Raw genomic sequence first — 13356 nt, 5'->3', positions numbered from 1 at the left:
GATGGTACTGCACTCGGGAGGGTGTGGGAGAGTAGGTCGCCGCCGGACAATCTTTGGAGGGGGTTCGACGCCTTGTGCGTCGGACCCCCTTTTTTGTGTTCAATGGGTGCCGAGCGTGGCGGCCGCGACCACCAGGAGCATCGTGCCGGAGACGGCCGAGATCCGGCGGGCGGCCTTCGGGGTCCGGGTCAGGGCGTGGCTGGCCCGTGCCGTGGCCAGGGCGAGCAGGCCGTACAGGACGGCGCAGTTCGCGACATGGAGCAGGCCGAGTACGGCGAGTTGAAAGCCCAGAGGGACGCCTGTCTCCGTGGAGATGAACTGGGGCATCAGCGACAGGTAGAGCAGCACTCCCTTCGGGTTGAGCAGGGCCGTGAGCATGCTCTGTCGCAACACCCTGCCCGTGGGCTGCGGGGTCGCGCCCGGGACCGGGGTGGCGGGGTTCCTGAGCGACGCCAGGGTCTTGATCGCCAGGAAGACCAGATACGCGGCGCCGGCGTACCGCATCGCGGGCAATGCGGCGGGGACCGCGCGAAGTGCGGCGGCGAGGCCGGCGGCGGCCAGGACCGTGTGCACGGTGTAGCCCGAGCAGATCCCCGCCACCGCCGTGAGGCCGGTGCGGCGGCCCTGGCCGAGCGAGCGGGCCATGACGTAGAGCATGTCGGGGCCCGGCGTGTAGATCAGCAGCAGGTCCATGCCGAGGAAGAGCACCAGCAGCCGGGTTTCCATGAGAACCACCTCCTTGTGGGACGGTAGTCAAGGAGGGCTGGCACGCGATGGTCTGTTCGTGCTGCTTCGGGCGGCGGAGTGGCAGGATATTGCGCTGTGGACAGGATTGACCGCAGGATCCTCCAGGAGCTGCAGCGGGACGGGCGGCTGAGCAACACCGAGCTGGCTGACCGGGTCGGGCTCACACCGTCGCCGTGCCTGCGCCGGGTGCGGCAGTTGGAGGAGTCCGGCGTCATCCGCGGCTACCGGGCGCTGGTCGAAGGGGACGCGGTGGGCCGGGGGTTCCAGGCGTTCGTCACCGTGGTGATGAGGTATGAGGATCACGACACGGTGGCGGAGTTCGAGCGGCTGGTGGCGGGGATGCCGGAGGTGGTGGAGGCGCACCGGCTGTTCGGCGATCCGGACTTCCTGCTGCGGGTTGCGGTGGCGGATCTGGCGGCGTACGAGCGCTTCTACTCCGACACCCTCTCCGGGCTGCCGGGGGTGGCGCAGGTGACGTCGCACCTTGCAATGAAGGCCGTGAAACCGGACACGGGTCTGCCGGTGGACGCTTAAGATCCGACGCCCGCACGTCACGCGTCCACGTGCGCACGGCGGATGTTGGCGTCTGCGCGGCGGATGTCAGCGCCCGCACTCGCGCGTCCATGCCCGAACGGCGCCCGCACGGCGCCCGCACGGCGCATGTTGACGTCTGCGCGGCGGATGTCAGCGCCTGCACGTCGCGTCTCCACGTCCGCACAGCGGATGTCAGTGCCCGCACGGCGAATGTCGACGCTTGCACAGCGCACGTAGACGCTTACACAACGCACGTAGACGCTTGCATAGCGCACGTCGATGCCGCGCATGTCGTCATGGTCGTTGCGCGGCCGGTGTACCTTTCAAGCGACGGGCATGGCGTCGCGTCCGACTCCATGTAGGGCGTCAGAGCACGGCGGCGTGTGTCTGATTCCCGCTCAAGGCGTCAGAGCGCGTCGGTGTAGGCCTTGGCGAGGCGTTCCATGACGCTTGGGCCGTTCCGTTCCGGCGGTGGGGCGCCGAGGTGGATGGTCCGGAGCTCGGCCATGAACTCGCTCCACAGCTCCGGTCCGCCGGCCGCGAGCAGTTCCGCTCGGACCCTCAGCCGCTTCGTGGTCGGGCGGTGGCGTAGCCCCCACTCGCCGAGCTGCGCGAAGATCGGGACCAGCTGGATGGATGCCTCGGTCAGGCTGTAGGCTGCCCGCCGTCCGGGGCCCGCGTCCTCGCGGGTCAGCAGGCCCGCGTTCACCAGGCGCTTCAGCCGGTCGGCCAGGATGTTGGAGGCGATCCCCTCCTCGGAGCCGGCGAGCAGCTCCCTGAAGTAGCGCCGGCTCCCGAACATCACGTCCCGCAGCACGAGCAGGCTCCAGCTGTCACCGAACGCCTCGACCGCAGCATTGATCGGACAACCAGAACGCGCCGACTCCGCCAACTCGCACCTCACCTCCGAACTGGTTGCAATCTACCACCGGGTGGCCTAGCGTGAGATTACCGGTTGCAAATCGCAAGCAGATGCAGGAGGCAACGAATGAGCGACACCGAGCCGCAGACCGCGGGTGGAAAGGTGCTCTGGCACTTCACGATGTCGCTGGACGGGTTCGTGGCGGGGCCGAACCATGAGATGGACTGGATGGCCGGGAACTCGTTCCGGCCGGACCTGGTCGGTGAGTACGTCGAGACCACGGGCGCCGTGCTGGGCGGTCGAGACGGCTGGGACCGTTACCCGGATCCCAGCGGCATCTACGGTGGCGCCTGGAAGGGGCCGCTCTTCGTGCTCACCCATCACCCGGAGGACGCGACGCCCACCGACGGAGTCACGTTCCTGAGCTGCGAGCCGGCCGAGGCGGTGCGGATCGGCCTGGAGGCGGCCGGGGGTAAGAACCTCGAGGTGTTCTCGCCGACCATCGGCCGTCAGCTGCTCGAACTGGGGCTGATCGACGAGATCGACCTGCACATCGCGCCGGTCCTGCTGGGTGAGGGCATCCGGCTGTACGACAACCCCGGTGCCGAGCCGATCCGCCTCCACCGGCTCGGTGAATCCGACCCCGCGTCGGTCATGAACGTCCGCTACCGGCCCGCCGCATCGGCGAAGACGAGCTCGCCTCGGCCGTGAACGTGCGGTGCCGGCCAGCCGCAACGGCGAAGGCCCTCGAGTAGGTGGGCGCGGCCGTGCCTCATCGGTGGAGGTGATCTCGCGTCGGGTCGTGAAGGTCCGTTTCCGGCCCGCTGCAGCGGCGAAGGTGCCCACGTGGGCGGGCGCGGCCGTGCCTCGCCGGTGGAGGTGACGTCGCGTCGGGTCGTGAACGTGCGTTGTCGGCCGGCCGCAGCGGCGAAGGTGCCCGGGTAGGTGGGGTGCAGCCGTGCACCAGGGGCTGGTGGCACGGCTGCGGTTCGTTCGGGCCTGGTGTGTTACTTGGGCAGGACCAGGAGGGCGTCGCCGACGCCGCGCTCCACGCCGTCCGAGGGCCGGTTGATCAGCTTGTTGCCGACCACCATGGCCGTCGAGCCGCCGCCGTCCAGGTTGATGGCCTGCGTGGCACCCAGCCACCGCATGAACTGGGCGGCCTCGAGGAAGTTCGCCCCCACGGTCACGCCCGGGTTGCGGCCGTCGATGGTGGCGATGATGAGGCTGCCGTTCCTCGTGGTGCCGAGGAGGGTGCGCGGGTGGCGGCGCAGGATCATGTTGACGGAGTCGTGGCCGTCCTGCTTGGCGGTGATCTTCACCTTGCCGTTCCGCACGAGGCCGACGCTGCCCGCGATCACGTTGAGGTCCGGGGTCAGCGCGAGCGCCTTGTCGGTACGTAGGTCCACGACCTTGGTGTCGACCTTGACCGTCCAGTCCTGGAAGGCGTGCTCGTTGAGCCAGTCGGCGGCCAGGCCGTTGCCGTGCAGCACCCGCGTGCCGGCGGCCACCGCGGCGCCCGACTCGCGCAGGCCGACGACCTTGCCGTTGGCGTCGAGGACGGCGTCGGTCCCGCCGGTGGGCGTCTTGGCGCCCCACTCCTCGGTGTACAGCACCAGCTCGTCCGTCGTGACGGCCCGGTTGACGCCGTTGACCTCGGTCTTCTGGCCGTCCTGGGAGGTGGCGGTGACGGTGGTCTTCAGCTCGGTGATCTTGGCCGTACGACCCTTGAGCACGACGGCCGAGCGACCGGGGACGGCCTCGCTGAGCAGCTTGCCCTTGACCACGGACGCGCCGACGGGCTCGCCGCGCAGGGCCTTGTCGGTGTGGATGTTGAAGAAGCCGCCGTTGACGCCGACCAGCGCGTTCTGGGCCTTGGCCATCGACGAGACGGTCTCCCGCTTGGCCACGCTGGTGCCGAGCGAGGCCGCGAACGAGCCGCCGAACGCCCCGGCGTCGATCATCACGACCTTGACGTCCCAGGGACCGGTGGTCTTGAGCCCGTCGTCGCCGAGGTAGTCGACCTTGACCTTCAGCCCCGCTTCCTTGAGCTTCTTGGCGGTCTCCTCGGCCTTCTTCTTGTCGTCGAGGGACCAGAGGCCGACCCGGACCATGTACACGGTCTGGGAGGCGGCGTCGGCGACGCTCGGCCGTACCACCTTCTGCACGCTGGGGGTCTCGCCGGCGGCCTCCACCTCGGCGGCCTTGGCGTCGGCGGTCGTCTGCATTCCGTAGTCGCGGCCGCTCGGCATCAACACGGTCACCGTGTAGCCGTCGGTCGCCGAGCCGGCCTTCACGTCGTACATGTCGATGCCCTGCGCGACGGCGGTCATCGTCTTGGTCGGCACGGGCCTGCTGCCCAGCGGGAACTTGGCCGACGGGAACCGCACCGACGCCTGCTCCGCCGCGGCGGGCAGGGTGGTGAGAGAGAGCGCGGCGGCTATGGCCAGGCCACCGGCGAGGGTGCGTCGAGACATGAATTCTCCAGAGGGCGGAAAAGGGACCGCACCATACTGGCGAGATCATGGTCGCCGGGGCAGGCGAACACGCGAAACGGTAAAAGAGGTTACGAGATTGACACCGCAAACGGATACACTTCGCGTATGACACGCATCAGCATGTGGTGGCGGCCGGCAGACGGCCGCTGATTTCCTCATGCACGGGCCGTCTTCGAGACGGCCCTCCAAGCGTGCGGTCCTCTCCGAGACGGCGTGACCTGAAAGAGAGAGACCGAAATGAACGACGTCGTACTCACAGGTGACCGTCCGACCGGATCGCTGCACCTGGGCCATTACTTCGGCTCGCTGGCCAACCGCGTCGCGTTGCAGGACAAGTTCCCGATGTACGTGCTGATCGCCGACTACCAGGTGATCACCGATCGCGATCTACCCGGCGCGATCCAACGCAACATCACCGAGCTGCTGCTCGACTATCTGGCGGTGGGCATCGACCCGGCCAAGGTGACGATCTTCCAGCACAGCGCCGTCCCCGAGCTGAACCAGCTGCTGCTGCCCTTCCTGAGCCTGGTGTCGGTCTCCGAGCTGTACCGCAACCCCACGGTCAAGGACGAGATCGCGCACAGCTCGCAGCGGGCGGTCAGCGGCCTGATGTTCACCTATCCGGTGCACCAGGCGGCCGACATCCTGTTCTGCAAGGGCACGCTGGTGCCCGTGGGCAAGGACCAGCTCCCGCACGTGGAGGTGACGCGGCTGGTGGCCCGCCGCTTCAACGAGCGCTACGGCGAGGTGTTCCCGGAGCCCGAGGCCATGATGGGCGAACGGCCGCTGCTGCAGGGGCTCGACGGCGGCAAGATGAGCAAGAGCCGCGGCAACGCGATCGCCCTGTCGGCCACCGAGGACGAGACGGCCGCCCTCATCCGCAAGGCCCGCACCGACTCCGAGCGGCTGATCACCTTCGACGAGACGCACCGGCCCGAGGTGGCGAACCTCCTCACCCTGGCCGGCCTCTGCCTCGGCCGCTCGCCACAGGACATCGCGGAGGAGATCGGGGACGGGGGCGCGTCCGCGCTCAAGAGGCTGGCCACCGAGGCGGTCAACGAGTTCCTGCGGCCGATCAGGAAGCGCCGCGCCGAGCACACCGAGGAGGAGGTGCGGCAGATCCTGACCGCGGGGAACGCGGCGGCGAGAGAGCGGGCGATCATGACGCTGGACGAGGTACGGGCGGCGATGGGCTTCTAGCGGTTATTCCCGGGGTCCGCGGCGGCGGGCGGCCGATGGGCTTCGCGGCGGCGGTGCTTATCGTGGCCGGTGGGCGGGGAGCGAGGCCAGGGCCAGTTCGGTGGGGACGGAGCGGAGGGGACGGCGGTGCCGGGGCGCGCGGAAGCCCGCCGCCCGCAGCAGCTCCGACACCTCCCGGAAGCCGCGCACCCTGCCGCCGGCCGTGACCAGGTAGTTCAGGTCCAGCAGGTGCAGCAGGGCGCGGCTGGCCCGGCCGGGCATGACGCTGTCCCCGAACTGGTCGCCCACCACGACCGTCCCGCCCGGGTTGAGGGCCGCGGCCACCCGCCCCAGCAGGGTGGCGGCCTGCGCGTCGTCCAGCCCGTGCACGACGTTGAACAGCAGCGCGATGTCGTACCCGTCGCCCAGGTCGCCGTCCAGGAACGACCCGGCACGCACGCTCAGCCGGGGATGGGCGGCGGTGGCCTGGAGCGCCTGCGGCAGGTCCAGCACAGTGGCGTGGAGCCGGGGGTGCCGCCGCAGCAGCTCCAGGCTGAACCGGCCGTGGCCGCCGCCGACGTCCAGGACCCGGCGGGCGGCGCGCGGCACCGGGACGGCCCTGGCCATCGCCGGAGCCTGCCGCCCGGCCAGCGCCGCCGTCCACGCCTGGAACGACCGGGACAGCTCGGGATCGCCTTCCAGCAGCTCGTAGAAGGGCGTGGCGGGCGCCCCGTCGCGCACCGCCCTCTCCAGCCGGGGCCAGATGACGCACGCCGTACGTTCCCAGAACTCCAGCCCCGCCACCAGGGACTGCGGCGAGTCCGTCGTGAACCACAGCCGCGAGGCGCGGGTCAGGCGGTAGCGGCCGCCGCGGACCCGCAGGTAGCCGAGCCCGGCCAGGGAGCGTAACAGCATGTCCGAGGAGCGGGCGTCCAGGCCGAGCGTGACGGCGAGCTCGGCGCCGGTGGACGGCCGCTCGCGCAGGGCGTCGAAGACGCCCGTCCTGGCCGCCGCGACGAGCGCGTGCAGGCCCAGGACGCCGAAGTAGTCGAGCATCGGAGGCACGATCGACAGCCGGTGCGCCGCGGCCTCCACGGCGTTGAAGAAGAGGGGCACGAATGCGACGCTAGGCGCCCGGGGCGGTCAGCGGGGTTCGCGGCGGAAGGACTCCAGGGCCAGGAGCGCGACGTGGAGTGACATGCAGGACTCGACGTCGTCCAGATCGGTGTCGAGGACGCGTTCGAGGCGGCGCAGGCGGTCGTAGAAGGCGGGCCTGGACAGGTGGGCCTTCTGCGCGGCGACCGCTTTGTTGCGCCCCGCGTCGAGGTAGATGCGCAGGATCCGGGTCAGGTCGCCGCCCCGCTGGGCGTCGTGCGCCAGCAGCGGCCCCAGCTCCCGCTCCGCGAACGTCTGCAGCCGGGCGTCGTCGCGCAGCAGGTGCAGCAGCCCCCGCAGGCGCAGGTCGGGCAGCCGGTAGAAGGCGCGCCCGTCCGGCTGGCGGACGGCCACGTCGGCCACCTGCTCGGCCTCCAGGAAGCTGCGCCGTACGTCCCTGATGGACTCCACGACCGAGCCCGCCGCCAGCACGAACGCGAGCCCGCCCGGCCGCCACAGCACGCGCAGCCGCTCGGCGAGCGCGGTCAGCGCGGGCTCGGCCTGCGTGCGGGGCGGGAGGGGGAGCAGGACCCCGACGCGTTCCTGGTCGAGGGCGCCGACGAGGGCGGGCAGGCGGGCGTCGCGGCAGGCGGCGGCGGTGGCCTCGGCCAGCTCGCCGAGCTGGGCCTGGCCGTCGAGTGCCTGATCGGCCGGCTCGGTGGGCCTGATGACCACGCTGATCAGCTTGCGTCCCGTGAGCGGCACGCCGACGGCCCTGGCGCGGGCGGCGGCCTCGTCGGGGTCGGCGTAGGCGTGGGTCAGGATGCCGGTGATGATCGTGCCGTGCGCCTGGCGTTCGAGGGACTCCTGGTGGCGTTCGAGCAGGCGGCCCAGGGCGAGCGTGGTGGCGGCGCGCTCGGCCAGCACCATGTCGCGCGGCGTCGGCGCCGAGTCGCAGATGAGGATCAGCCGGCCCCAGTCCTGCCCGCGCGCCCCCACCGTGGTGACCACCCATCCGGAGGCGGCGTCGTACGCGGTCCGCTCGGCCGGGGCCACGCCCCTGGACCTGGCCTCCCAGCCGGCCAGCAGCGCGCCCGCGTCGCGCCCGGCGGACTCGCAGGCCAGCACCTGGTGGGCGAGGTTCTCCAGCAGCACGGGCCGGTTGGACAGCCTGGCCACCTGCGCCAGCACCTCGGCGGGCGAGGCGCCCTCGACCGACAGCTCGGTGAAGACCTCGTGGAGCTGCTCGGAGGCGCGCAGCTCCTCCAACTGGATGTCGATGATCCGCGCGTGCACGGACTCGGTGATCTGCACGAACGGCGTCTCGCGGGCCAGCACGATGAGCGGCAGCCCGTGCTCCTCGGCCTTCTTGACCACGGCGGGCGGCAGCTCCTTGACGAACCTGCGGCCCAGCTCGACGATCAGCCCCGAGGCGCCCACGGAGGAGAGGTCGCCGATGTAGTCGGCGAGCTTCTCCGGGTCTTCGGGCAGCGCCACGCCCGTGGTGAGCACCAGCTCCCCGCCGCGCAGCAGGTGGGCGAGGTCGGCGATCTCGCCGACGTGCACCCACCGGACCCTGGTGTCGAGCCGGTCGGCGCCCGCGACCACGCGCGGGCTGCCCCGGCGTACGGTCTCCAGTGCGAGGACATCGGCGATGGTGGGCAACACGGGGCAGAGCCTAGCCGATCGTTCTGTAAGAACGGCCATGCTCCCATTTACGCTTTGTCACGCGCTGAGGTCCTCCTCCCGGTACTCCTGGCGAGGTTCCCGCACCCGCAGCTCGACCCGGCGGATCTTGCCGGAGATCGTCTTGGGCAGCTCGGCGAATTCCAGCCGCCGCACCCGCTTGTAGGGCGCCAGTTCTCTGCGGCAGTGCTCGAAGATCGAGCGTGCGGTCGCCTCGTCCGGCTCGAACCCGGGCGCGAGCGTCACATAGGCCTTCGGTACGGCCAGGCGTACCGGATCGGGGGCGGGCACCACGGCGGCCTCGGCCACGGCGGCGTGCTCCAGCAGCACGCTCTCCAGCTCGAACGGCGAGATGCGGTAGTCGGAGGCCTTGAAGACGTCGTCGGTCCGGCCGACGTAGGTGATGTAGCCGTCCTCGTCGCGGGTGGCGACGTCGCCGGTGTGGTAGAAACCGCCGCGCATCGCCTCACTCAGCCCACCGACATATCCGGACATGAGGCCCATGGGGCGGCGGGCGTCCAGCGGCAGGCAGATCTCGCCGTCGTCCCCGGGCCTGCCGCTGACGGGGTCGATCAGCACGACGTCGTAGCCGGGCAGTGGACGCCCCATCGATCCGGGCTTGACCGGCTCGTCCGGCGCGTTCCCGATCTGCGCGGTGGTCTCGGTCTGGCCGTAGCCGTCCCGGATCGTGATGCCCCACGCCTTGGCGACCTGGTCGATGATCTCCGGGTTGAGCGGTTCGCCGGCGGCCACGGCCGTGCGCAGCGGCACCCGCCACCCGGCGAGATCCTCCTGGATGAGCATCCGCCACACCGTCGGCGGCGCGCAGAACGTGGTGACCCGCTCGTCCCGCAGCACCTCCAGCAGCGCGGGCGCGGAGAAGCGGTGGTAGTCGTGGATCAGCACGGTGGCGCCCGCGTTCCAGGGGGCGAAGACGTTGCTCCAGGCGTGCTTGGCCCATCCGGGCGAGGAGACGTTGAGGTGCACGTCGCCCGGCTTCAGCCCGATCCAGAACATCGTCGACAGGTGCCCGGCCGGATAGGACGCGTGCGTGTGCTCGACCAGCTTCGGCTGCGAGGTCGTGCCGGAGGTGAAGTAGAGCAGCAGCGTGTCGGCGGCCCGCGTCGGCGCGTCGGGGACGAAGAGCGGGTCCTCCTCGTACGCCTCGTGGTACGGCAGCCAGTTGTAGGCGTCGCCGACGGCGATCTTCGTGTATTCGCCGGCCCCGAACTTGCCCGCGTCGGCGGCGTTGGCGATCACGTGGGCGACGCCGCCCCTGACGATGCGCTCCGAGATGTCCTTGGCGGTCAGCAGCGTCGTGGCCGGGATGATGACCGCGCCCAGCTTCATCGCGGCCAGCAGCGACTCCCACAGCTCGGCCTGGTTGCCCAGCATGAGCAGGACCCGGTCGCCCCGGCGCACGCCCTGGCGGTGCAGCCAGTTGGCGACCTGGCCGGAGCGGGCGGACAGCTCGGCGAACGTGTAGCGGGCGGTGCTCGCTCCCACGATCTTGAGAGCGACGGCGTCGGGGGTCTCGGCGGCCAGCACCCCGTCGAACCAGTCGAGCGCCCAGTTGAATTCCTCGAGCTCCGGCCAGCGGAAGTCGCGGCGGGCGGTGGCGGCGTCGGCGTGGAGGAGGAAATCGCGGGCGGCACGAAAATCGCTCATGCCGGGAATCCTGCTACGTCGCCAGCCGCCGCTCAAGGCCGTCGAGCACCGACATGAGCCCGAAGTCGAAGGCCACCTGGCGGAGGGTCTGGGGGTCGTCGTAGGCGGTCATGTCCATGCGCTCCAGCATGTCCGGATAGTCCTTGACCGCCCTGGTGACCATTTCCTTCATCTCGGCGGGGTCGTACTCGTGCTCGCCCATGGCGGAGTTCCAGGCGACCTCGGGGATGGTCATGCCGTAGATGTAGGCGGTGAGCGTGCTGCCGGCGTAGTCGACGTCCATCCCCGCGAACCCGGCCAGCTTGAACATCCGGCGCATCCGGTCGGCTACCTGGATGGCGTTGGGGCCGAGCGCGGGCATGCGGCCGAGGAGGTCGGCCGACCACGGGTGGCGCAGGATCACGGAGCGCATGCTGTAGGCCAGGACCGAGGCCGCGTCGCGCCAGCCGACGTCCTCCGGCTCGGGCATGCTCATCTCGCCCCACACCTGGTCGTAGACCAGCTCCAGGAGCTCCTCCTTGTGGGCGACGTACCAATAGATGCTGGTGGCGCCCGCGCTCAGCTTGGCGCCCAGCTTGCGCATGCTGAGCCCGTCGAGGCCCTCCGCGTCGAGGATCTCGATCGCGGCGCGGACGATCTCGTCACGGCTGCGCCCCGGGCTCGCGGTCTTGCGCGGCTCGCGAAGCCATACGGAGGCGAACTGCTTGCCGGTCATCCTCCAAGGATAAATCCACTCGCACACTGTACGAGGGTTGTCGTACGCTGTGCGAGTGGACTCGAACACTGTACGAGACCCCCGCCGCTGGTGGATTCTCGTCGTACTCTGCTTGGCGCTTCTGGTGCTTGTCGTCGACAACACCGTTCTCAACCTCGCCATCCCCTCGCTGAACGAGGAAATGGGCGCGACGCCGTCGGACATCCAATGGATCATCGACGCGTACGTGCTGGCCTACGCCGGTCTGCTGCTCACCTCGGGCAGCCTGTCCGACAAGTACGGCCGCCGCCTGTTCCTGATCGTCGGCCTGGCCTTCTTCGGCGGCGCGTCGCTGCTGGCCGTGCTCGTCACCGAGCCCTGGCAGCTCATCGCCGCCCGCGCGCTGATGGGCATCGGCGGATCGCTGGTCATGCCCTCGACGCTGTCGATCCTGATGACCGTCTTCGACGAGACGGAGCGGCGCAAGGCGATGGCCTCCTGGAGCGCGGTGGCCCTGGTCGGCATGGTGTCGGGCCCCACCCTGGGCGGCCTCATGCTGCAGCACTACTGGTGGGGCTCGGTCTTCCTGGTGAACATCCCCATCGCGGCGATCGCCATCGTGGCGGCCGTCGTGCTCATGCCCGAGAGCCGCAGCAGCGGGCGGAAGATCGACCCGGTGGGCGTGGTGCTGTCGACGGTCGGCCTGACGGCGGCCGTGTACGTCATCATCGAGCGCGAGTGGAACGTGATCGGCATCGCGATCGCGGTCCTCGCCCTCGGCGGCTTCGTGGTCTGGGAGCGCAAGCAGGCGCAGCCGATGCTGCCCCTGCACCTGTTCGCCAACCGCAACTTCAGCGGCGCGTCGTTCTCGATCCTGCTCATGGCCTTCGGCGCGGGCGCCGTGATGCTCATGCTGACCCAGTACCTGCAGTTCGTGCTGGGCTACAAGGAGATGCAGGCCGGTCTGGCCATGCTCCCCTACGGCGTGGCCGCCGCGATCTTCAACGGCGTGGGCGCCGGCCTGGGCAAGAAGGCCAGCAACCGGGTGCTGATCGGGACCGGCCTGCTGGTGATGGCCGGCGGGTTCGTCGTCATGGCCACGACCACCGGATACCTCCCGCTCCTGACCGGGCTGGTGATCATGGGCATCGGCGGCGGGCTGGCCGGGCCGTCCGCGTACTCCTCGCTCATGAGCGCCATCCCCATGGAGCACGCCGGCGTCGGGTCGGCGCTCAACGACACCGTCCAGCAGGTCGGCATGGCGATGAGCATCGCGGTCCTGGGCAGCGTGCTGGCCGGGCAGTACACCTCGCAGATGCCGGCCGACCTGCCCGCCGCCGCCAGGGAGTCGATCGGCGGCGCGCATCTGTCGGGCTTCGCCGAGGCCGGCAACCAGGCGTTCACGTCGGCCATGCACCTGGGCTCGTGGGTCGGGGCCGCGTTCTGCGTGGCCGCAGCGCTGCTCGCCGTGGGCGTGCTGCGCCCGGCTGCGGCAGCCCCGGAACCGGTGAAGGTTTAGCGGACACGGGGTTCCCGCATGCTCTCCAGGCTGTCGAGCTTGTGGGTGCGCTCGTCGTGGCCGATCTGCCGGAGCAGGTCGGCCACCGAGCGGTAGCGGCCGTACTCGGCGGCGTACGTGCCGGGGTCGGGCACGAAGTCCAGCTCAGGGTTCTCGGCCACGAACGTCATGTACTCGTGCTCGGCGTGGTCCTCGAACTCCGCGTTCAGCCGGTAACTCCAGTCCGGCCTGACCAGGAACAGCACCCAGGACACGTGGTAGTAGAAGAACGCGATCAGCCAGGGCGCGGCCCGGTGCAGCAGCCAGGTCTGCCGCTGCCCGGTGCGCTGCACCAGGTCCTGCAGGATCAGCAGGTGCCACTGCTCGTTGTCCTGGTCGGCGCGGGCCTCCACGATGCGCTCGAAGATCCGTCTGGCCAGGGCCGAGCGGCCCCGATGGTGGTGCACGGCCCAGTAGCCCATCCGCTCCCACGCCTGGTACGGCACGCGGGCGATGATCTCCAGCATGGCGAACTTCGTGTACGAGCCCTGCTTGCCGTACATGATGTCCACGGGCTTGAACATCATCTTGGCCAGCAGGCTGTACTTCATGCGCGGGGTGTCCAGCGTGTCCTGCTGGGCCCGGCGGAGCTGCTCGCGGTCGAGCTTGGGCGGGCCGGCGGGCGCCTCGGGGCGGTGGTCGACGGTGACGGTCATCTCGATGTCTCCTTCGTTCTCGGGATGATCCGATGGTGGCCGACTCCTGTGGCCCCGGTCGTCGCCCGCCAGTGGTCATTCGCGGTGCCTCCGGCGGCGTAGTGGCCGCGTGCCGCGTACATCGCCAGGCGGACGGGACATCCCCTAAGGGGCGACCTCTGGGGAAGTCCAGGTAGTTT

At 70.2% G+C, this 13356-nt stretch carries 13 protein-coding genes; 4 read left to right on the top strand and 9 right to left on the bottom strand.

Annotated elements, in window-relative coordinates; translation table 11 throughout:
- Window positions 1-99 precede the first annotated feature (99 nt).
- The gene (locus ABZX61_RS60260) at window positions 100-726 is read right to left on the bottom strand and encodes a LysE family translocator (RefSeq protein WP_355210859.1); all 627 of its coding nucleotides are present in this window, start codon (window positions 724-726) and stop codon (window positions 100-102) included.
- A 96-nt stretch (window positions 727-822) separates the two neighbouring features.
- On the opposite strand from ABZX61_RS60260, the gene ABZX61_RS60255 reads away from it, so the two are divergent.
- Window positions 823-1281, top strand: a complete 459-nt coding sequence (locus ABZX61_RS60255) for an Lrp/AsnC family transcriptional regulator (protein ID WP_355210856.1) — start codon at window positions 823-825, stop codon at window positions 1279-1281.
- 17 nt (window positions 1282-1298) lie between these two features.
- Here ABZX61_RS60255 and ABZX61_RS60250 read toward each other — a convergent pair whose 3' ends face one another.
- Together ABZX61_RS60250 and ABZX61_RS60245 are read right to left on the bottom strand one after the other, a co-directional pair.
- Window positions 1299-1571: a hypothetical protein gene (locus ABZX61_RS60250; RefSeq protein ID WP_355210854.1), complete on the bottom strand. Its 273-nt coding sequence runs from the start codon at window positions 1569-1571 to the stop codon at window positions 1299-1301.
- 116 nt (window positions 1572-1687) lie between these two features.
- On the bottom strand, window positions 1688-2173 hold the full coding sequence (locus ABZX61_RS60245) for a helix-turn-helix domain-containing protein (RefSeq protein WP_355210851.1): 486 nt from the start codon (window positions 2171-2173) through the stop codon (window positions 1688-1690).
- Between the two features lie 96 nt (window positions 2174-2269).
- Here ABZX61_RS60245 and ABZX61_RS60240 point away from each other — a divergent pair, with 96 nt between their 5' ends.
- The gene (locus ABZX61_RS60240; protein ID WP_355210848.1) at window positions 2270-2854 is read left to right on the top strand and encodes a dihydrofolate reductase family protein; all 585 of its coding nucleotides are present in this window, start codon (window positions 2270-2272) and stop codon (window positions 2852-2854) included.
- Window positions 2855-3150: 296 nt separating this feature from the next.
- Here ABZX61_RS60240 and ABZX61_RS60235 read toward each other — a convergent pair whose 3' ends face one another.
- Window positions 3151-4620 (bottom strand): phosphodiester glycosidase family protein, encoded by a 1470-nt coding sequence (locus ABZX61_RS60235; RefSeq protein ID WP_350724362.1) that lies wholly within the window; start codon window positions 4618-4620, stop codon window positions 3151-3153.
- Window positions 4621-4878: 258 nt separating this feature from the next.
- Between ABZX61_RS60235 and trpS the strand changes: the two genes are divergently transcribed.
- Entirely contained in the window at window positions 4879-5841 is a 963-nt protein-coding gene (gene trpS / locus ABZX61_RS60230; protein WP_355210845.1) for a tryptophan--tRNA ligase, read from the top strand.
- A gap of 57 nt (window positions 5842-5898) precedes the next feature.
- Here the strand turns inward: trpS and ABZX61_RS60225 are convergent, their stop codons facing one another.
- The 4 genes from ABZX61_RS60225 to ABZX61_RS60210 are packed head-to-tail and all read right to left on the bottom strand — an operon-like array spanning window position 5899 to window position 10984.
- Complete coding sequence (locus ABZX61_RS60225) at window positions 5899-6936, bottom strand: methyltransferase (protein ID WP_355210842.1); 1038 nt, start codon at window positions 6934-6936, stop codon at window positions 5899-5901.
- Window positions 6937-6963: 27 nt separating this feature from the next.
- Window positions 6964-8583: a PucR family transcriptional regulator ligand-binding domain-containing protein gene (locus tag ABZX61_RS60220; protein WP_350724368.1), complete on the bottom strand. Its 1620-nt coding sequence runs from the start codon at window positions 8581-8583 to the stop codon at window positions 6964-6966.
- 57 nt (window positions 8584-8640) lie between these two features.
- Window positions 8641-10269, bottom strand: a complete 1629-nt coding sequence (locus ABZX61_RS60215) for an AMP-binding protein (protein ID WP_355210839.1) — start codon at window positions 10267-10269, stop codon at window positions 8641-8643.
- A 13-nt stretch (window positions 10270-10282) separates the two neighbouring features.
- Complete coding sequence (locus ABZX61_RS60210) at window positions 10283-10984, bottom strand: TetR/AcrR family transcriptional regulator (RefSeq protein ID WP_355210836.1); 702 nt, start codon at window positions 10982-10984, stop codon at window positions 10283-10285.
- Window positions 10985-11096: 112 nt separating this feature from the next.
- On the opposite strand from ABZX61_RS60210, the gene ABZX61_RS60205 reads away from it, so the two are divergent.
- Window positions 11097-12482 carry an MFS transporter gene (locus tag ABZX61_RS60205; protein ID WP_355210834.1) on the top strand — a complete coding sequence of 462 codons (1386 nt, stop codon included), beginning with the start codon at window positions 11097-11099 and terminating at the stop codon, window positions 12480-12482.
- Here ABZX61_RS60205 and ABZX61_RS60200 read toward each other — a convergent pair.
- On the bottom strand, window positions 12479-13177 hold the full coding sequence (locus ABZX61_RS60200; RefSeq protein WP_350724376.1) for an alternative oxidase: 699 nt from the start codon (window positions 13175-13177) through the stop codon (window positions 12479-12481). The two genes, ABZX61_RS60205 and ABZX61_RS60200, sit on opposite strands and share 4 nt — an antisense overlap.
- Window positions 13178-13356: the final 179 nt, after the last annotated feature.

Origin of the sequence: Nonomuraea sp. NPDC003709 (assembly GCF_040610775.1) — a bacterium.
In the GTDB taxonomy this organism is placed as follows: Bacteria; Actinomycetota; Actinomycetes; order Streptosporangiales; family Streptosporangiaceae; genus Nonomuraea; species Nonomuraea angiospora_A.
Note: the sequence above shows the minus strand (reverse complement) of the source record. Positions and strands in the feature narration are given on the sequence as shown.

Coding starts and splice junctions, on each gene's coding strand:
- ABZX61_RS60260 (WP_355210859.1), bottom strand. CDS start 726: ATGGAAACCCGGCTGCTGGTGCTCTTCCTCGGCATGGACCTGCTGCTG.
- ABZX61_RS60250 (WP_355210854.1), bottom strand. CDS start 1,571: ATGCGCGGCATCGACGTGCGCTATGCAAGCGTCTACGTGCGTTGTGTA.
- ABZX61_RS60240 (WP_355210848.1), top strand. CDS start 2,270: ATGAGCGACACCGAGCCGCAGACCGCGGGTGGAAAGGTGCTCTGGCAC.
- ABZX61_RS60235 (WP_350724362.1), bottom strand. CDS start 4,620: ATGTCTCGACGCACCCTCGCCGGTGGCCTGGCCATAGCCGCCGCGCTC.
- trpS (WP_355210845.1), top strand. CDS start 4,879: ATGAACGACGTCGTACTCACAGGTGACCGTCCGACCGGATCGCTGCAC.
- ABZX61_RS60215 (WP_355210839.1), bottom strand. CDS start 10,269: ATGAGCGATTTTCGTGCCGCCCGCGATTTCCTCCTCCACGCCGACGCC.
- ABZX61_RS60210 (WP_355210836.1), bottom strand. CDS start 10,984: ATGACCGGCAAGCAGTTCGCCTCCGTATGGCTTCGCGAGCCGCGCAAG.
- ABZX61_RS60200 (WP_350724376.1), bottom strand. CDS start 13,177: ATGACCGTCACCGTCGACCACCGCCCCGAGGCGCCCGCCGGCCCGCCC.